The 19,029-nt window shown below is 68.3% G+C and carries 13 protein-coding genes; 11 read left to right on the plus strand and 2 right to left on the minus strand.

Annotated elements, in window-relative coordinates:
- Position 1: 1 nt before the first annotated feature.
- Positions 2-217, minus strand: coding sequence for a DUF3820 family protein (locus GQ56_RS0106865; RefSeq protein ID WP_031397943.1), 216 nt, complete (start codon positions 215-217; stop codon positions 2-4).
- Positions 218-526: 309 nt separating this feature from the next.
- Between GQ56_RS0106865 and GQ56_RS0106870 the strand changes: the two genes are divergently transcribed.
- From GQ56_RS0106870 to GQ56_RS0106910, 8 genes are all read left to right on the plus strand, one after another.
- Complete coding sequence (locus GQ56_RS0106870; RefSeq protein ID WP_031397944.1) at positions 527-715, plus strand: hypothetical protein; 189 nt, start codon at positions 527-529, stop codon at positions 713-715.
- A 1,317-nt stretch (positions 716-2,032) separates the two neighbouring features.
- Positions 2,033-2,344 carry a hypothetical protein gene (locus tag GQ56_RS0106880; protein ID WP_031397945.1) on the plus strand — a complete coding sequence of 104 codons (312 nt, stop codon included), beginning with the start codon at positions 2,033-2,035 and terminating at the stop codon, positions 2,342-2,344.
- The gene (locus tag GQ56_RS0106885) at positions 2,337-4,685 is read left to right on the plus strand and encodes a sensor histidine kinase (RefSeq protein ID WP_031397946.1); all 2,349 of its coding nucleotides are present in this window, start codon (positions 2,337-2,339) and stop codon (positions 4,683-4,685) included. Before GQ56_RS0106880 ends, GQ56_RS0106885 begins: the two co-directional genes overlap by 8 nt.
- Positions 4,686-5,078: 393 nt before the next feature.
- Complete coding sequence (locus GQ56_RS0106890) at positions 5,079-5,342, plus strand: hypothetical protein (protein WP_152601675.1); 264 nt, start codon at positions 5,079-5,081, stop codon at positions 5,340-5,342.
- A gap of 224 nt (positions 5,343-5,566) precedes the next feature.
- The gene (locus tag GQ56_RS0106895) at positions 5,567-6,829 is read left to right on the plus strand and encodes an efflux RND transporter periplasmic adaptor subunit (RefSeq protein WP_031397948.1); all 1,263 of its coding nucleotides are present in this window, start codon (positions 5,567-5,569) and stop codon (positions 6,827-6,829) included.
- A 21-nt stretch (positions 6,830-6,850) separates the two neighbouring features.
- Positions 6,851-9,979: an efflux RND transporter permease subunit gene (locus tag GQ56_RS0106900; protein ID WP_031397949.1), complete on the plus strand. Its 3,129-nt coding sequence runs from the start codon at positions 6,851-6,853 to the stop codon at positions 9,977-9,979.
- A complete protein-coding gene (locus GQ56_RS0106905) occupies positions 9,976-13,302 on the plus strand; it encodes an efflux RND transporter permease subunit (protein ID WP_031397950.1) in 3,327 nt (1,108 codons plus the stop codon). Before GQ56_RS0106900 ends, GQ56_RS0106905 begins: the two co-directional genes overlap by 4 nt.
- 3 nt (positions 13,303-13,305) lie before the next feature.
- The gene (locus tag GQ56_RS0106910; protein WP_081894845.1) at positions 13,306-14,787 is read left to right on the plus strand and encodes an efflux transporter outer membrane subunit; all 1,482 of its coding nucleotides are present in this window, start codon (positions 13,306-13,308) and stop codon (positions 14,785-14,787) included.
- An 80-nt stretch (positions 14,788-14,867) separates the two neighbouring features.
- Here the strand turns inward: GQ56_RS0106910 and GQ56_RS0106915 are convergent, their stop codons facing one another.
- A complete protein-coding gene (locus GQ56_RS0106915; protein ID WP_031397952.1) occupies positions 14,868-16,097 on the minus strand; it encodes a hypothetical protein in 1,230 nt (409 codons plus the stop codon).
- A 481-nt stretch (positions 16,098-16,578) separates the two neighbouring features.
- On the opposite strand from GQ56_RS0106915, the gene GQ56_RS0106920 reads away from it, so the two are divergent.
- The 3 genes from GQ56_RS0106920 (at position 16,579) to GQ56_RS0106930 (ending at position 19,024) form a co-directional block, all read left to right on the plus strand.
- Positions 16,579-17,745, plus strand: coding sequence for a porin (locus tag GQ56_RS0106920; RefSeq protein WP_407638578.1), 1,167 nt, complete (start codon positions 16,579-16,581; stop codon positions 17,743-17,745).
- A gap of 400 nt (positions 17,746-18,145) precedes the next feature.
- Entirely contained in the window at positions 18,146-18,535 is a 390-nt protein-coding gene (locus GQ56_RS0106925; protein ID WP_161788553.1) for a hypothetical protein, read from the plus strand.
- A gap of 141 nt (positions 18,536-18,676) precedes the next feature.
- On the plus strand, positions 18,677-19,024 hold the full coding sequence (locus tag GQ56_RS0106930; RefSeq protein ID WP_031397955.1) for a hypothetical protein: 348 nt from the start codon (positions 18,677-18,679) through the stop codon (positions 19,022-19,024).
- The last annotated feature ends 5 nt before the right edge of the window (positions 19,025-19,029 follow it).

The raw sequence follows: 19,029 nt of genomic DNA on the forward strand, positions 1-19,029 counted from the left end.
GCTATCCGCGTTTGCGCAGCGGCTCCAGCAGGTCTCTCAGGCCGTTGTGATCGATTTCGTGCATCAGCGCGAGCTGCCGGCCGAGTTCGCCGCGCGGAAATCCTTCGCGGGCCAGCCAGTTCAGGTAGTTGCCGGGCAGGTCGGCAATGAGTCGGCCCTTGTACTTTCCGAAGGGCATGGTCACGGTAACGAGATGTTCAAGGTCTGGGGCGTGCATGGCGGTATTGTGCACGGCTTTCCGCGCCCGTTGCGTGCAGGCCGATCCGGGGCGGTTGGAGAACGTGAAGCCGGACCTTCGCGCGATGCCGGATCGGGAAACCGCTCCGGGTCGGCGGCTCGCCGTAGCGTCCAGGCGTATGCGCCGCAGCGCGCGCGGGCGAATCCCGATCCATCGCCGGAACGACGCATAGACACACGCTGCGGAAATGCCGCCGGCGCCCGTCTCGCGAACCGGTCACAGTGAGCCATCCGTCCCTCCTTCGGCCTGCTAGACTGAAATTTCCCCCTGCAAACCATGGAGGGAATCATGATGTCCATCTACGTCGTGAAGACCGGCGAACAGTTCCTCTGTACCGCCGAAGACGGCGATATCGGCATGGCGCCGGCAGTCGAAGATGCCACGTCGTTTCGTTCGTATGAAGAAGCGGAAAAAGCGGCGCACGCACACGCCGATCCCGGATACGAAATCGTAGCCGTCTGCGTGATCAGGCACTGACGGGGCGCCGATGGCCGGGCGCCGGCTTGTCCGTTGATGAATCGGGCGGCTCCGGCCCGGCGATCCGTTCGTATCGTTCGTATCGTTCGTATCGTTCGTATCGTTCGTATCGTTCGTATCGTTCGTATCGTTCGTATCGTTCGTGCCCGTGCGGTCGAGGCCTCACCGATTCCGTTTGCATACATCGGCGCGCGTCTGCGGTTCATCACTGATGATCGGAGCTGACCACAGTGCCGGACGCGCCGTGCGTGTTGGCCAAAACGACCTTCTCGTAGATCCAGTGGCTGTTCTCCGGGAGCATCGCAATGCCCCACGCCTGTCCCGACTGCGTCGCAACACAGGTTGCCGGCCGGATAGACCATGCTCATCCCGGTCTCCGACATCTCTTTATTCATATTGGATTACTGAATAAATAACTCAAATCTGGCGACTCGAACCATCAGGCAACTCACGCGCAGCCACTCACCTTTCCCGTCCGGCCATCGACCGTATTTCCCCGTTTTCCGGAACACAATCGACGAATTTTCGAACGCCGCCGCACCGCATTCATCGAGCCATTTTTCTTGACCATGTCATCCAGATCAGTGCATCACACCGGGAAATTTTCACGATCCGTCGAATGACTTCATCCGGCAGCGCATTCGTCGAATGCACGAAATTTTCATTACCCGCGTACCGGTTCTTCATGCACTGCCGCCTCCCCGAATCCCGGGAATCTCGCCGTTCGAAGTTGAATGGATATCGCATGCCGCGCGACGCGACTGCGGCCAGTCGTCCGAACACCCGTCGGGCCTCGAAAGAATCGCCTCCAGCCGCACGGAGACGAGTGCCGGCGCATCGGGCCGGGCCGACCTTTTCCCGAGCGGAAAAAACCTTTTCCCGGACAGACGGCCTTTACATTCACGCATGCCGATACAAATCCGATTACCTCCGGACTACAAAAACAAGATTCCAGCCAGCCGCACGATTTTTCATCGCGCTTCACATTGACCGCATCAACCCGTCAATGCACGGCAAAACACACCCATTACCCTCAAAACCCGGGCCAAACACAACGAACCCGACAACAAAAACCGGATTCATAAAACAAATCCGGCATGTTTTTCCACGTCGGTTCTTTCCCGCCGCCCATTGCGGCCACCAACGTGCAGCGCCTCATCGTGCAAGCCCCCGCGAGCCGCACGGAATCCTCGCAGCCGGCGCAATCACCGGCATATAATTTTTCGCAACCATTGAGCAGCCCGAGATGCTTTCTCCCTGACCGGCCATCCTTCCAGCGCGTCCGCCACCATGTCATCCCGCTCGTTCAGTCCGGCGTTGCCCCGCATCACGCCGGGTTTCGTCGACGTCCATCTGCCTGTCGTCGGCGATCGCCCGGCCGACCTGCGGCTCCCGACGGACATCCCGCCGCCCACGCGACGCGCGATCCGCATCGCGTTCGACGGGCAGCCAGCCGGCCACCACACCCACGTGCCGCCGGCGATCGGCGACATCGCCGAAAAGACCGCCCTTTCCACACCCGGCAATTTCCCGACGGACTTCCGCGAACGCCCCCGCATCGCGCCATCCGTCTTGCGTCGCCACCGCCAGGCGGCCGGCACGCCCCGAATGCACCGTCACGATGCGTAGGCGCTGCGCGGCATGGGCCGCCGGATGCGGCGCGATGTGGCTGCTCCTGTTCGCGATGGCGGTTGGCTGCGCAACGGCCCGCGCCGCCGCAGCGCCAGACGTCGCGCAACTCGAACACGTGGCGGTATTCGAGGATGCGACCACGACCCTGTCGGCCGATCAGGTCGCCGCGCGGCTCGACGATCCGGCGCAAGGCGCGCCCGTCGCGGGCGCCGCGTCGTACAACGTCGCGTTCTCGCGGTCCGCATGGTGGATTCGCGCGACGCTGACCAACCGCGACAGCGTCGCGCATCCGCTGGTGCTGGCGATTCGCGACGCACGCGTCGACCAGGCCGACTTCCTTGTCGACCGGAACGGCCGGTGGACGCTCGCCGGCCGCTTCCCGGCCGACGCCGCCGGCGATGCGGCGCGACAACCGTCGCGCTACCCGGCGCTCGACGTCACGTTGCGCGCCGGCGAAAGCGTCTCCGTGCTGATCCGCGTGACGTCGCGCAAGGAAATGCGGCTCGCGCCGGCCGCGTTCACCCGCGCGGCATGGGACGCGCTGGAACGACGCGCGACGATGTGGGACTTCGGCTTCTTCGGCGGCCTGCTCGCGCTCGCCTGGTGCGCGCTGCTGATCGGGTTCTTTTCGCGCAGCGGCGTGTTTCACGTGCTGGCCGCGCTGGCGCTCGGCACGACGCTGTTCGAAGCGGCCTACCGCGGCTACGTGGCGATGGCCTTGCCCGCCGCGCTGCGGGAATGGTCGGCGCGCGGCGAGGTGATCTTCGCGTACCTGGCGGTCGCATGCTTTATCGTCTTCATCCTGACGGTCGCCCGGCGCGAGCAGGCGAGGCTGCCGATGCGCGCGGTCTACGCGGCGTTCCTCGCGCTCGAATGCATCGGCATGGCCGGCGCCGCATGCGGCGACCTGCTGACCTTCACATGGTTCTGCCTGCGACTGAACGCGGTGCTCGGGATCGTCAACATCAGCATCGCGCTGATGCTCGCGATCCGCCGGACGCCAACCGGCCGCGTCATGCTGGTCGCCATCGGGTTCGCCACCTTCAACATGCTGATGCGCGTGCTCGACGGCATGAACATGCTGCCGCCGGCGCTTGCGTGGCTCAAGTCCGACATCTACCCGAACCCCGTCATCACGATCGTCGGGCTCGCCACGCACCTGCTGGTGCTGGCCGCCTGGATCCATCACGTGGGCCGCCAGCGCACCGAGGCGAGGCAGCGGCTCGAACACTGGCAGCTCACCGAGCAGGAGCGCCTGCGCGACGAGGTCGCGCGCCGCACGGTGGCGCTCAACGATGCGCTGCAGCAGGTAACGACCCACATGCAGCAGAAGATCGAGACGCTCGGCTACGTGAGCCACGACCTGCGTGCGCCGCTGTCGACGATCAACGGCTACGCGAAGCTGCTGCTGCAGGATGCGACGCATGGCCAGGCGCGGCTGATCCGTTCGATCGACCGCAGCATCCGCTATCAGCTCGCGCTGATCGACGAACTGCTCGCGTTCACGAAGGCCGAACTGCAGCCGCTCGGCCTCACCCCGGACACGACCGACCTGCCCGGCCTGCTCGACGACATCGGCCACTACGCGGTCGCGCTGGGCGCGCAGCAGGACAACCGGTTCGTCTACCGGCCGACCACGCCGCTGCCGCGCACGGTGTCGATCGACGGGACGCGGCTGCAGCAGGTGCTGCTCAACCTGCTGTCGAACGCATCGAAATTCACGCGCGACGGCACGGTCACGCTGTCGGTTCACGCGGCGCGCGCGGGCGATGCGTGGCACCTGCTGTTCGAGGTCGCCGATACCGGCATCGGAATCGACATCGACGAGCACCGCGACATCTTCCGCGCGTACCAGCAGGTCCAGGCCGTCAACGGCGGAACCGGGCTCGGCCTGTTCATCGCGCAGCGCATCGTCGCCGCGATGGGCGGCGAGCTGGCCGTGGCGAGCGAGCCGGGCGTCGGCACGGCGTTCTCGTTCGCGATCGTCGCGCCGGCCGTCGGGCATGCGATCGTGCCGGCGGCGGAGCTGCTCCGGCGGTTCGGCCCGGGCGACGACGCTGCCGTACCGGCGCGCGCCGCGCCCGTGATGGACGGCCCGCCCGCCGATGCGCTGGACACGCTGGTCCGGCTTGCCGGCCACGGGAGGCTCACGGATATCGAGGCCTGGCTCGGCCGATATTCGGAGGAGCACGGTTACGCGGCCTTCGTGCGGCAGGTGCGCGAGCACCTCGACGCGCTGAATCTGCCCGCGATCGAGAAACTGGCGGATGCGCTGAAGCGCGCGCGCATCGCGGCCGCGGCGCCCGATGCCGGAACGGACGCGCCCGGGCCGGCCTGATCGCACCGGAACGGGCCGCCACGGGCCGGCCGGCGCGCGTTCCCGCCCGAAATTGATCTCGGCATATTACCGACAGCCGGCTGACAGCCGGATGTCGGGCCTGCCCGGCCCCTGCCGGCGACTTTCGCGGCGCCCGCGCCGGGCGCCGCGAAAGCCTTTTTCCATCAAACATTTGGGCGCACGCGCGCCGACCGCGACGAGCCGGCCCGGCGACCGGCCGGCCGGCCCGGGAGCCGCCTCCGGACGCCGCGCGCCCGGCCCCGCTATTTTTCGAAATCGAGCGTTACGCCCCTGTAATTCCCATTGCCCCGGCCTTCCACTAGATTAAAAGCGTTCCCAGCGCAATGAGGTGCAACGATGAACGCGAAACAATGGGCCCTGGTCGGCTCGGGCATGCTGGTCGCATGCCTTTCCGCACAGCCGGCGATGGCCGGCGTTTCGATCGGTTTCGGCATAGCCGCGCCCGCCCCGGTCTATGTCGCGCCGGCGCCCGTGTACGTCGCGCCGCCGCCCCCGGTGGTCTATGCCCCGCCTGTCGTGGCCGCGCCCGTGATGGTGCCCGCGATCGGCATCACGCTCGGCTGGCATGGCGACCGGTACTGGGACGGCCGCCGCTGGTGGGGCCGGCGCGACTGGGCCGCGCACCACCGCTGGTAAGCCGCGTCACGCGGCGGGCGGCCCGCCCGCCGCACCCGCCCCGCTTTCCCCGTCACGACATCGACGGCAACCGTACGCCGCGTGCGCCCGCACGCGGCGCCGGTCCATGCCTCGACCCGGCCGCAACGCGGCCGGCCCGGTCTTTCCGCATCAGCCACCGCCACCCTCGGGAGTGCCCCCATGTCAGCTCGTAGCGCAATGCGCCGCCCGTTCCGGAGACGGACATGAGCGAACCGGGTTCCGCACCGCCGCCGCGCCGCCGTGCGCGCCGCTGGATCGTCGTCGTCGCGCTGGCCGTCCCGGTCGCGCTGATCGTCTTTCACCTGCTGCGCCAGTCGAAGCCGGTTCGCTCGACGTCGGCCCAGGTCGTCAGCGTCGCGACCGCGACGACGGGCGACATGCCGGTCGTGCTGAACGAACTCGGCACGGTCACGCCGGTCGCGACCGTGACGGTGCTGCCGCAACTGAGCGGCTACCTGACCGAGGTCGGCTATCACGAAGGCGAGGAAGTCGCCAAGGGCCAGTTCCTCGCGCAGATCGATCCGCGCCAGTACCAGATCAGCAAGCAGCAGGCGCAGGCCCAGCTCGCGAAGGACCAGGCGAGCCTGGCGCAGGCGCGCGCCGATCTCGCGCGTTACGCGCAGCTCGCCGAGCACAAGTCGATCGCCGAGCAGACCTATCAGGACGCGCAGTTCACCGTCCAGCAGGACGAGGCGGCCACCCAGGCCGATCGCGCGAACATCGCCCAATACGACCTCGATCTCGCCTATTGCCACATCACCGCGCCGGTGGCGGGCCGCGTCGGGTTGCGGCTCGTCGACCCGGGCAACTACGTGACGTCGTCGAGCACGACGGGCATCGTCGTGATCACGCAGATGAAACCGATGACCGTGCAGTTCACGGTGCCGCAGAACGCGCTGTCGGCCGTGATCCGGCGCGTCGGCGCGGGCGCGAAACTGCCGGTGACCGTGTATTCGAGCGACGACGACAAGCAGGTCGCCACCGGCACGCTGTATGCGATCGGCAACCAGATGGCGACCGCCACCGGCACCGTCACGTTGCGCGCGACGTTCGCGAACGACGACGAAGCGCTGTTCCCGAACGAATTCGTCAACGTCAGGCTCGGCGTCGATACGCTGCACGACGCGGTGCTCGTGCCGACGGCCGCGGTGCAGAACGGCGCGCCGGGCGACTACGTGTATCTCGTCAATGCGAACCGGACGGTCTCGGTGCACAAGGTCACGCTCGGGCCCAGCGACGGGCGCACCACCGCGATCGTTGCCGGGCTCGCGGCGGGGCAGCAGGTCGTCACCGACGGCGTCGACCGGCTCAGCGACGGCGCGGCGATCCGCATCGCGTCGAACCGGGCCGGCGGGGCCCAGGCGGCATCGGGCGCCCCGGCGGCGGCCGCGTCGCATCATGCCGGCCACCGGCCCGCCGCGGCAGGCGCGGCATCGGCCGCACCCGGCGCGTCCGGCGCCGCCTGACGATCCGCGGCGCCCGATACGATGAACCTCTCCCGCCTTTTCATCCTGCGGCCGGTCGCGACGCTGCTGCTGACGATCGCGCTCGTGCTGGCCGGCGCGGTCGCGGTGCGCTTCCTGCCGGTGTCGTCGCTGCCCGACGTCGACTACCCGACGATCCAGGTGCAGACCTTCTACCCCGGCGCGAGCCCGGACGTGATGGCAACCACCGTCACCGCGCCGCTCGAGGTCCAGCTCGGCGAAATCCCCGGGTTGCAGCAGATGATCTCGTACAGCTCGGAGGGCGCGTCGGTCATCACGCTGCAGTTCGACCTGTCGGTCAGCCTCGACGTCGCCGAGCAGAACGTCCAGCAGGCGATCAACGCATCGAACAGCTACCTGCCGAGCGGCCTGCCCGCGCCGCCGACCTACGCGAAGGTGAACCCGGCCGACCAGCCCGTGCTCACGCTCGCGGTCACGTCGAGCTCGATGTCGCTCACGCAGCTGCAGGACACCGCGAACAACCGGCTCGCGACGAAGATTTCCGAAGTGCCGGGCGTCGGCCTCGTCACGACGGCGGGCGGCCACGTGCCGGCCGTGCGCGTCGAAGCCGATCCGCACAAGCTCGCCGCGTACGGGCTGAACATCGACGATCTGCGCACGCTGCTGGCGAACGTGAACGTCAGCCAGCCGAAAGGCAACTTCGACGGCCCCGATCTCGACTACACGATCAATTCCAACGACCAGATCACCGATCCGGCCGCGTACCTGCGCACGGTGATCGCGTACCAGAACGGCGCGCCGGTGTTCCTCGGCGACGTCGCGCGCGTGTCGCAGGCGCCGCAGGACATCGAGCGCGGCGCGTGGCTGAACCGCACGCCGGCGATCGTGCTGAACGTGCAGCGCCAGCCGGGCGCGAACGTGATCGCGACCGTCGACCGCATCAAGCGGCAGCTCCCCGCGCTCGAGGCGACGCTGCCGGCCGGCATGCACGTGCAGATCGTCGGCGACGGCACCGGCGTGATCCGTGCGTCGGTGTTCGACGCCGCGACCGAACTCGTGCTGGCCGTCGCGCTGGTCGTGATGGTGATCTTCGTGTTCCTGCGCAACCTGCCGGCGACGCTGATCCCGAGCATCGCGGTGCCCGTGTCGCTGATCGGCACGGTGGCCGCGATGTACGAACTGCACTACTCGATCGACAACCTGTCGCTGATGGCGCTGATCATCGCGACCGGCTTCGTGGTCGACGATTCGATCGTGATGATCGAGAACATCGTGCGCTACATCGAGCAGGGCATGCGGCCGCTCGACGCCGCGCTGGAGGGCGCCGGGCAGATCGGCTTCACGATCCTGTCGCTGACGGTGTCGCTGATCGCGGTGCTGATCCCGCTGCTGTTCATGGGCGGCGTGATCGGCCGCCTGTTCAGCGAGTTCGCGGTCACGCTCGCGGTGACGATCCTGATTTCCGCGGTCGTGTCGCTGACGGTCGTGCCGATGCTGTGCGCACGCATCCTGCATGCGCAGTCGGAGTCGCAGCCGAGCCGCTTCGAGCGCTTCAGCGAACGGATCTTCGATCGCACGCTCGCGGCCTATTCGCGCGCGCTGACCTGGGTGCTGCGGCACCAGACGCTGACGCTCGTCGTGGCGCTCGGGACGCTCGCGCTGACGCTGATCCTCTACGTGGCGATCCCGAAGGGGCTGTTCCCCGTGCAGGACGTCGGCACGATCCAGGGGATCAGCGTGGCCGACACGTCGGTGTCGTACGCGGCGATGGTCGAGCGCCAGTCGCAACTGGCCGATGCGCTGCTGAAGGACCCGGATGTCGCGTCGCTCACGTCGTACGTCGGGATCGACGGCGTCAACGCGACGCTGAACAACGGCCGCTTCCTGATCAACCTGCGCCCGCACGGCGACCGCGCGGAGAGCGCGGCGGCGATCGCGCGGCGGCTCCAGCAGGAAACGGCCGGCGTACCGGGCGTGCGGCTCTACCTGCAGCCGGTGCAGGACCTGACGCTCGACACGACGCTGTCGCCGAACCAGTACCGCTTCGTGCTGCGCGGCCCGAGCCGGCAGGCGCTGCAGCAGGTGGTGCCCGCGCTGGTCGCGAAGCTGAAGCAGGTGCGCTCGATCACCGACGTGCAGAGCGATCTCGACGTCGACGGGCTCGGCGTGCAGGTGGACGTCGACCGTCAGGCGGCCGCGCGCTACGGGATCACGCCGGCCACCATCGACAACGCGCTGTACGATTCGCTCGGCCAGCGCATCGTGTCGACGATCTTCGAGCAGTCGAACCAGTACCGCGTGATCCTGGTCGCGAAGCCCGAGACGATGCCGAACGTCGCGTCGCTCGGCAACCTCTACCTGCCGAGCCAGACGAGCAGCAGCGGCCAGGTGCCGCTCAGCCAGATCGCGACCGTACGGCTCGTGAAGACGCCGCTCGCGATCCGCCATCTCGCGCAGTTCCCGGCGGTCACGGTGTCGTTCAATCTGGCGAACGGCGCGTCGCTGAGCGCGGCCGTCGCCGACGTGCGGCGCGTCGAGCGCGACGCGGCGCTGCCGCCGTCGATCCAGTCGTCGTTCCAGGGCGCGGCGGCCGCGTTCGAGGATTCGCTGTCGAGCGAGGTCTATCTGCTGATCGCCGCGCTCGTCGCCGTCTACATCGTGCTCGGCGTGCTGTACGAGAGCTTCATCCATCCGGTCACGATCCTGTCGACGCTGCCGTCCGCCGGGATCGGCGCGCTGCTCGCGCTGATGATCGCGGGCGCGGATCTCGACGTGATCGGCATCATCGGCATCGTGCTGCTGATCGGCATCGTGAAGAAGAACGCGATCATGATCGTCGACTTCGCGCTCGAAGCGGAACGCGAGCACGGCAAGACGCCGGCCGACGCGATCTTCGAGGCGTCGCTGCTGCGCTTCCGGCCGATCCTGATGACGACCTTCGCCGCGATGCTCGGCGCGCTGCCGATGCTGGTCGGCACCGGCACGGGGTCCGAGCTGCGCCGCCCGCTCGGCCTCGCGATCATCGGCGGGCTCGCGCTGAGCCAGCTCCTCACGCTGTTCACCACGCCGGTGGTGTACCTGCTGTTCGACCGGATGGCCGCGGCGCTGCGGCGCCGGCGTGACGCGGCGGGCGCCGGCGCCGCAGCGCCGGACGGCGGGAGCGCGCCGTGAACCCGGCGGCCCTGTTCATCAACCGGCCGGTCGCCACGACGCTGATGGCGATCGCGATCCTGCTGTCCGGCGCGCTCGCGTACTTCCGGATGCCGGTCGCGCCGCTGCCGAACGTCGCGTATCCGGTGATCGTCGTGCAGGCGAACATGGCCGGCGCCAGCCCGGACGTGATGGCGTCGACGGTGGCCGAGCCGCTCGAACGCCGGCTCGAAACGATCGCGGACGTGGAGGAACTCACGTCGATGAGCTACACGGGCTCGTCGATGATCGTGATCGAGTTCGGCCTCGACCGCGACATCAACGGCGCCGCGCGCGACGTGCAGGCCGCGATCCAGGCCGCGCGCGCCGACCTGCCCACCACGCTGCGCTCGAACCCCACCTACCGGCAATACAACCCGGCCGACGCGCCGGTGATGGTGCTCGCGCTGACTTCCGACACGCTGACCTCCGCGCAGCTCTACGATTCCGCGGATTCGGTGATCCAGCAGCAGCTCTCGCAGATCAAGGGGGTCGGGCAGATCACGCTCGGCGGCGGCGCGCTGCCGTCGGTGCGCGTCGAGCTGAACCCCGGCAAGCTGAACAGCTACGGCATCGGCCTCGAGGACGTGCGCGCGTCGCTCGGCGCGGCGAACGCGGACAGCCCGAAAGGCCATCTCGACCAGGACGGCCATCGCTACGAGATCCTGTCCAACGACCAGATCGGCACGGCCGCGCCGTACCGCGACCTCGTCGTCGCCTACCGCAACGGCGCGGCCGTGCAGCTGCACGACGTCGCGCAGGTGCTCGATTCGAACGAGAACGTGCGCAACGCGGGGCTCTACAACGGCAAGCAGGCCGTGCTCGTGATCGTGTTTCCGGAGCCGGGCAGCAACGTCGTGAACACCGTGCAGCAGATCCGCGAGCGCCTGCCCGTGATCGAGGCCGCGTTGCCGGGCTCGGTGCGCGTCGGCATCGCGGTCGACCATTCGCAGTCGATCAACGCGTCGGTCGACGACACCGAGCGCACGCTCTGCATCGCGGTGCTGCTGGTCGTGGGCGTCGTGTTCGTGTTCCTGCTGTCGCCGCGCGCGACGCTGATCCCGGCCGTCGCGCTGCCGCTGTCGATCGTCGGCACGTTCGGCCCGATGTACCTGCTCGGCTACAGCATCGACAACCTGTCGCTGATGGCGCTGACGATCGGCACCGGCTTCGTCGTCGACGACGCGGTGGTCGTGCTCGAGAACGTCACGCGCTTTCTCGAGGCCGGCCATACGCCGAAGGAGGCGGCGCTGCGCGGCAGCGCGGAAGTCGCGTTCACGGTCGTGTCGATGAGCCTGTCGCTGATCGCCGTGTTCCTGCCGATCCTGCTGATGCCCGGCATCGTCGGCCTGCTGTTCCACGAGTTCGCGGTCACGCTGTCGATCGCGATCCTGCTGTCGATGGTGATCTCGCTGACCGTCACGCCGACGATGTGCGCGTACGTGCTGAGCCGGCGCAGCGCGCACGCCGCGCCGTCGCGCGTCGGCGCCCGTATCGCCGCCGTGCTCGACGGGCTGCGCGACGCGTACGCCCGCTCGCTCGACGCGGTGCTCGACCGCGCGCCGCTCGTCGGCGTCGTGCTGATCGCGCTGCTCGCCGGCAACCTGCTGCTGTTCCGGCTGCTGCCCGCGACCTTCTTCCCCGAGCAGGACAACGGCACGCTGATGGGGCAGATCATCGCCGACCAGAGCATCTCGTTCGGTGCGATGCGGCACAAGCTCGCGCAGCTCCAGGCGATCGTCCAGCAGGACCCGGCCGTCTCGGCGGTCGCCGGCTTCACCGGCGGGCGCGCGTTGAACACGGCCAACGTGTTCGTCGCGCTGAAGCCGCTCGCGCAGCGCCACGCGTCGGCCACCGAGGTCGTCAACCGGCTGCGGCCGAAGCTCGCGGCCGTCTCGGGCGCGCGCCTGTTCCTGCAGGCGCAGCAGGACCTGCGGATCGGCGGCCGGCAATCGGCCGCCGAATACCAGTACACGCTCACGAGCGACGATCCGCAGGCGCTCTATACGTGGACGCCGCGGCTCGTCGACGAATTGAACCGGCGGCGCGGCCAGCTCGTCGACGTGAACTCCGACCTGCAGCAGCACGGGCTGCAGACGATGGTGACGATCGACCGCGCGACCGCGAAACGCTTCGGCTTCGACCCGAACCAGATCGACAACGTGCTGTACGACGCGTTCGGCCAGCGCACCGTTTCCACGATCTACAACCAGTTGAACCAGTACTTCGTCGTGATGGAAGTCGCGCCGCCGTACTGGCAGTTCCCGTCGTCGCTCGGCCGGATCTTCGCGAGCACCGCGGCGGGCAACGCGAACGGCACCGCGCAGACGCAGTATCCGTCGGCCACCGTCCCGGCCGCCGCCGCGACGCTCGCGACCGGCGCGGCGGTCGGCGTCGCGACGGCGGGCGCGGGCGGCACGACCAATGCGCAGAACGCGAACGCGGAAGCGAACGCATCCACCAACAGCATCGCGAACAGCAAGGGCGGCAGCTCGACCGGCAGCGCGGACAGCACGTCGGCGGAAACGATGGTGCCGCTCGCCGCGCTCGCGATGTTCGCGAACAGCCACACCGCCACGCAGGTGAACCACCAGGGCGGCCTCGTCGCGGCGACGATCTCGTTCAACCTGCCGGCCAACGGGTCGCTGAGCGACGCGGCCGTCGCGATCGCCGACGCCGAGCAGTCGATCGGCATGCCCGCGTCGGTACACGGCGGCTTCGCCGGGGCCGCGCAGGCATTCACGAACTCGATGGGCGCGGTGCCGCTGCTGATCGTCGCGGCGCTCGTGGTGGTCTACATCGTGCTCGGCGTGCTGTACGAAAACACGATCCACCCGCTGACGATCCTGTCGACGCTGCCGTCGGCCGGCATCGGCGCGACGCTGGCCCTGCTCGTGTTCGGCGTGCCGTTCTCGGTGATCTCGCTGATCGGCTTCATCCTGCTGATCGGCATCGTGAAGAAGAACGGGATCATGATGGTCGACGTCGCGATCGCGCTGCAGCGCGACGAGGGCGTCGACGCGCGGCGCGCGATTCACGAGGCGGCCGTGCGGCGCCTGCGGCCGATCATGATGACGACGGCCGCGGCCGTGCTCGGCGCGCTGCCGCTCGCGTTCGCGATCGGCCAGGGCGCGTCGCTGCGCCAGCCGCTCGGCGTGACGGTGATGGGCGGGCTGTTGATCAGCCAGGTGTTCACGCTCTATACGACGCCCGTGATCTATCTGTATCTCGACCGGCTGCGCGAGCGACTCGCGCGCGGGTCGTGGCTGCGGCCGCGGCAACAGCGGCCCGAATCGAGGCCCTGACCCATGACTTTCCCCCGCTTCTCTCCTCGACCCGTGCCGCCGTTCGTGCGACGGCTGCGAACCTGCGCGCTCGGTGCGGCGATCGCACTGGCCGTCGCCGGCTGCGCGGTCGGCCCCGACTATCACCGCCCGGCCGTGGCAACGCCCGCGACCTGGCGCGAGCTGCCCGGCTGGACGCAGGCGAAGCCCGACGCCGACGGCCCGAAAGGCGACTGGTGGACCGCGTTCAACGATCCGCTGCTGAACGAACTGGAGCCGCTCGTCACGGTGTCGAACCAGACGGTCAGGCAGGACTATTACAACTACCAGCAGGCGCTCGCGCTGGTGCGCGAAGCGCGTTCCGGGCTGTTTCCGACCGTTTCCGCGACGACGTCGGCCACCCGGCAGCGCACGACGGCCGCGGGCTCGCCGACCGTCGCGAACGCGGGCGCGCTCGAAGGCACCGTGAGCTGGTCGCCCGACCTGTGGGGCGAGGTGCGCCGCACGGTCGAGGAACGCAAGGCGAGCGCGCAGGCCAGCGCCGCCACCTACGCGAATGCGGCGCTGTCCGAGCAGGTGACGCTCGCGACCACCGTGATCGACCTGCGCGTCGCCGATGCGAACCTCGACCTGCTCGATGCGACCGTCAAGGCCGACGAAGCGTACCTGCGCGTGATCGCCGACCAGGACAAGGCCGGCACGATCCCGCCGTCCGATCTCGTCGCCGCGCAGACGCAGCTCGAAAGCGCGCAGTCGAGCCTGATCGCGCTCGGCGTGACGCGCGCGAAGTACGTGCATGCGATCGCGGTGCTGGTCGGACGCACCCCCGAAGCGCTCGACGTTCCGCACCACCCCGCGTTGCCTGCGCTGCCCGACGTGCCGGTCGCCGTGCCGTCGACGCTGCTGCAGCGGCGGCCCGACATCGCCGTTGCCGAACGGCAGATGGCGTCGGCGAATGCGGCGATCGGGGTGGCAATTGCCGCCTATTACCCGACGATCTCGCTGTCGGCGGCGGCCGGGTTCTCCGCGTCGCCGCTGGCGGGGCTGCTCAATGTCGCGAACTACGTGTGGTCGCTGGGGGCGAGTGCGTCGCAGACGCTGTTCGACGGCGGCGAGCGCAGCGGCGAAGTGGCGGCCGCGAAAGCCGCGTACGACGCGGCGGTCGCGAACTATCGCGGCACGGTGCTCGGGGCGCTGCAGAATGTCGAGGACGATCTCGTCAGCGTGCGGGTGCTGGCCGAGCAGGCGGCCGTGCTGGAACGCGCGGTGGCCGACGCCAGGCGTGGCGCGGACATCGCGTTCAACGAATATCAGGCCGGCACCGTGGACTACACGACGGTCGCCACCGCGCAGACGACCTTGCTCGGGCTGCAGGAAAATGCGCTGACGGTGCAGCAGGAGCGGCTGGTGGCGACGGCGACGCTGTTCGGCGATCTCGGCGGCGGGTGGTCGGATGCGCAGCTCGACGCGCAGCCGTCGAAGCAGGCGGCGCGCACGCCGGGCTGACGGCCGCGCGATGCGAACGGGGGCGGCGAAACGATCGCCGCCCCCGTTCGCGCCGCCGTCCCGCCGGCGTATCCGGCCCGCTACCGCCGCATCGCGAGGAAACTGCGCGCGGTGCTCGTCAACCGCGACCACGGCCCTGCGCGCCGGCTTGACTCCTGCTCGGCCGACCCGCCGAGCGCCGCCCTCATCATCGAGAGTTCGCTCGCGAGCGCCGTATCGGAGCCGAAACTGCCGGCCGCCGCGAGATCGACGATGCGCATCGCCTGATCGACGCACATCTGCCCGTACGCCGTCGTGGCATCGGCGTCGGCGCGCGCGCCCAGCGTCGCCTCGGCCAGCTTGCTCGCCCACAGCGCGAGGGCGTCGGTCGGCGCGCAGCCGTCGCGCACCAGCATCCTGCCGATTTCCATCGCCGCGAGATGCACATCCTCGTCATCGGAGCACGACATCGTCCGGCTGCGCACCGCGTGGTTCCGGTGCGCGGCGCGCAGCGACGGCGTCAATCCGGTCAGGCTCCCGATCCACGCTTGCGCCGCACCCAGGTACGCATGCGACCGGATCGCCAGGTCGCAATCGAAGATCGCGTCCGCATGCGTCGTCGCATGCCGCATCGCGAGCAGCCAGTAGCCGAGAAACGCGCGATACGCGGCGGCCGGCCCGACATACGCCGCGTGCGCCTTGAAGAACTCGATGCAATGATCGGCCGGGCGCTCGCCGACGCACGGAACGTCGTCGGGCAGATCGATGCGCAGGCCGACGATCACCCGTTCGACCGCCGGCACGCTGCGGGCGCATGCGAGCGCCAGGAACGGCAGCGCGATGCAGCCCCCGTCGCGCTGCGCGACGAGCCGGTCGCAGCACGACTGCCACTGCGCGAGCGGATTGCGTGCGACGACGATGTGAACGACGTCCGGAAACGTGCGGCGCATCCACGCGAGGCGGCCGAGCGATTCGCCGAACCGGAACACCGGCACGTCGCCGCGATCGAACGCCTGCGCCATCAGCGTACGCAGGAAGCGATCGATGTCGCCCGCATGTTCCGGCGTCGCTTCCTCGAACTGGTTCGCCGAAAAGGCCATTTCGGCGCGCGACGTGCCGAGCGCATCCTGCCTGAGCGTCTCGGCCACGTCCGCGGCCGGCGGGCCGCCCGGGCCGGCGCCCGCGTACTGCCCGCGGTCGACCGGCTCGTCCATCGCGCGCAGCGGCTCGTCGTAGGCCGTTACGCCGTCGAGATCGCGCAGGCAGGACCACAGCCAGCCGTCGGTCGCGCCGTATCCGGAATGCAGAAACACCGCTTGCATCGAGTTCATGGTGGCTCCTGTCAGGTTGGGTCGAAGTTCGTCCATCGCATCGGGCCAGTGTAGGTTTCGGTGGAATTACCCGGTTTACCGGCCCCGTTACCGCCATTTACCGGCCGCGTGCTGCCGCGCAGCGCGCGGGTTGCCTGTCGGCCCGGATCCCGCCGTTCACTCGCGAGCGTTTTCGTTACCGCATTTGACGCACGCATTCCCGATCGCGCGCCGCCGCGCACCGCGACGGATTCGGCCGACGCCTGCGCGGCCCCGCTAGATGGGGCTCGCGCCGCACCGACCGCCCCTTCATCCGGCCTCGAATAAACGTTGCGCATGCAACCATCAGATTACGGATGAACGAAGCGGAAACCCGCGGTAAACCCGTCGTTGTGGAATCCCAACGGATCGGGATTTGTGTCATGACCTAATGGCGGCTCCTGACGAAGGCGGGTCGCTTCGACAGGAAGGAAAGCAGTTCCGGTACATGCCAGGAGAGTTCATGATGAAAGGTATCTTGAGGAAATCGCTGTTGTCGCTCGCGTTGCTGGCCGGCTTTTCGGCCGCGCACGCGCAGAGCACGGTGACGCTGTACGGCGTCATCGACGAGTCGCTCCAGTTCACGCACAACGCCACGCCCACCGGCAGCAACCAGGTCGGCCTCTACTCGGGCAACCTGTCCGGCAGCCGCTGGGGCCTGAACGGCAGCGAGGATCTCGGCGGCGGGCTGAAGGCGATCTTCCAGCTCGAGAACGGCTTCAACGTCAACAACGGCAAGATGGGCACCTACAACGGCACGACGTCGCTGTTCGGCCGCCAGGCCTACGTCGGCCTGCAAAGCGCCCAGTACGGCACGCTCACGCTCGGCCGCCAGTACGATCCGCTCGTCGACCAGATCCAGGGGCTGACCGAAGACAACTACTTCGGCAGCACGTTCGCCACCGCCGGCGACGTCGACAACTACGACAACAGCTCGCGCACCAACAACGCGATCAAGTACCTGTCGCCGAGCTACGGCGGGCTGCAGGTCGAGACGATGTACGCGCTCGGCGGCGTCGCGGGGCAAACCGGGTCCGGCCAGACCTGGGCGGTCGCGGCCTCGTACAACAACGGCCCGTTCTCGCTGGCCGCGGGCTATTACGTGGCCGACAACTCGAACGCGACGGCCGCGCGCACCGGCTGGTCGTCGACTTCGGACGGCACCTTCGACGGCCCGGTCAACTCGGGCTACGCCACCGCGAAGTCGATCAATATCGCGCGCGTCGCCGCGCGCTACATCGCCGGCCCGTATACGCTCGGCCTCGCGTACAGCAACTCGGCGTACAAGGCGGATGCGGAATCGGCGTTCGCGTCGACCGAGAAGTTCAACACCGGCCAGGCGTACGTCAACTACCAGGCCGCGCCGGCGCTGCTGCTCGGTCTCGGCTACAGCTACACGCATGCGAACGGGGATGCCAGCGCGTCCTATCACCAGGTCTCGCTCGGCGCCGACTACAGCCTGTCGAAGCGCACCGACGTGTATCTCGTCGGCGCATGGCAGAAGGCCACCGGCACGCAGCTGAACGCGGACGGCACGGTGTCGGGCGCGGAAGCGTCGATCGGCTCGTACGGCGTCGCCGGCACCGACAGCCAGGAGATGGTCAGCCTCGGCATTCGTCACCGGTTCTGATCGCGACACGCGCCGGCCGCCGTTCGCGACGGCCGGCGTATCGCGATTCCTCGCGTCGAAGCGCCGGGTTTCACCGCAATCATTTGAAATATTGCGGGCTCAAGACAGGCCGAAACGCACTTCCGGTGCGGAATTCCGCCCAATGTCCGTCGATCGCGCACGCTCATGCGGCATCGGTTACCGATCGCGCACAGCGACCGATGTCAGCGTCGCCATATATCTCAATAATTACCGCGCACTCTTGCGCGATCTCCAATTCATTCCGCTTACAACGCGCGAATCCGGGAGTCCTGAATATGACGAAACAATCCTGAAATTTATTCGGATAGCGTGTGACCTATGCTTCCGTCACACCGCACACCGGCCGCGCCGATGGCGGCAGTTCTCCCCGACAGTGAAAGTGAAAGGCCCGATCATGTATCACACGATGCGCATGGAAGTCTCCTCCGAATCCGGGTTTCCAGTGATCCGCTTCACGATCGACGGCCAGACCTCCGTCCTCGGCGTCAACGATATCGACCAGATGATCCTGCAACTCGCGACCGCACGAGCCGCGATGCAGCCGACCCATCCGGTCGAGCCGCCGGAAGGACAGTATCCGCTGCAGATCGACCCGTGCTGGCGCGTCGACCGGCTCGCCGACTACGACGGCGCGGTGCTGTCGATCCGTCATGTCGGGATGGGCTGGATCGCGTTCGCCCTGCCCGCCGTCAACCTGAACAGCCTCGTCGAGGCGCTCGTCTCTCCGCCTGAAATGGCGCTGCCGATCAATCACGCGATGCTGAACTGAGGCGCGACCGGCGCTGACCGGATTCACGCCGGATCGTCGAACCCAACCCTATTTATTTCGCAATACGAATCATTGACACGATGCGGGGCGCATTGCCCCGGATCGCGACTTTCCGTTCCTTTTCGACAAGGACCTGCCATCATGCGAATCCCTTCCCCGATCGTCGCACCCGCCCGGCAACGCGCCACCTATGCGCTGTCCGATTTCGGCGCCTGCACGTGGTACCTGCTGCCGGCCGACACGCGGCCGGCAGCAGCCGGAACCCGCGATGTTCACGCGTTCGGCGCGCGCCCGATCTTCCGCTGCCGGCTCGACGGCCGCTACGCGTCCGGGCTGTCGCTGAGCGCCGTCTGCGGCAACGGCTATGCGGCCGTGCATCTTCTGGCCCGGTCGCACGTCGACACGGTGTCGCGCCTGCTCGTGCGCGACGCGCAGAACGACGCCGCACATCGCGTCCACACATTCGAAGAAGGGATCGCCTGGCAGTGAAAGCA

It is taken from the genome of Burkholderia paludis, from assembly GCF_000732615.1.
Lineage (GTDB): Bacteria > Pseudomonadota > Gammaproteobacteria > Burkholderiales > Burkholderiaceae > Burkholderia > Burkholderia paludis.